This is a genomic window from Luteimonas sp. A501, from assembly GCF_054052085.1.
Map to the genome: position 1 here is coordinate 1 of NZ_JBSVRI010000046.1, position 504 is coordinate 504.

The 504-nt window shown below is 59.3% G+C and carries 1 pseudogene; it reads left to right on the forward strand.

Annotation, left to right across the window (positions count from 1 at the left end):
- A pseudogene (locus ACW7G5_RS14830) lies at positions 1-504 on the forward strand (hypothetical protein); the annotation flags it as partial.

The following is a 504-nucleotide window of genomic DNA, read 5'->3' on the forward strand; positions in this document are numbered from 1 at the left end:
GACCGGTACTGCAAGACGATCTACGATGCCGACTTCGTGATCCAGGCCATCGACACCCCGTCCCCCACCCCGGATGTGTGGCGGCGATTGAACGAGTTGAGCTCCCAGTTTCCAGAGAAAACCGCCGCGCTGATTCTTGAGCACCTGCGCAGTAAGCCGGCCCCGACCGAGGCGGACTTGAAGGCCTTCGTGCAGAAAACCCGCGCCGACATGGCATTGATGGAAGGCGGCACGTTCACCATGGGCGATTACGGCGGCTGGCTGGATGGCACCTTCCTGCACATCACCATGAGCACTCGCGACGACAACCCCTTTCCGGTCCAGCTCAGCGACTTCCTCATCCAGAAGCGGCGCGTCACCATTGCCGAGTACGACACCTACACCCGACATCGTGAGCTATCGTTGATCGGCACCGATTTGATCTCTGCTGATGTAACTCACGGCGGTGAAACCTCCCATATTGAATACCACTCTGTGGAGAGCCGTTACCCGGGCTACAACGCA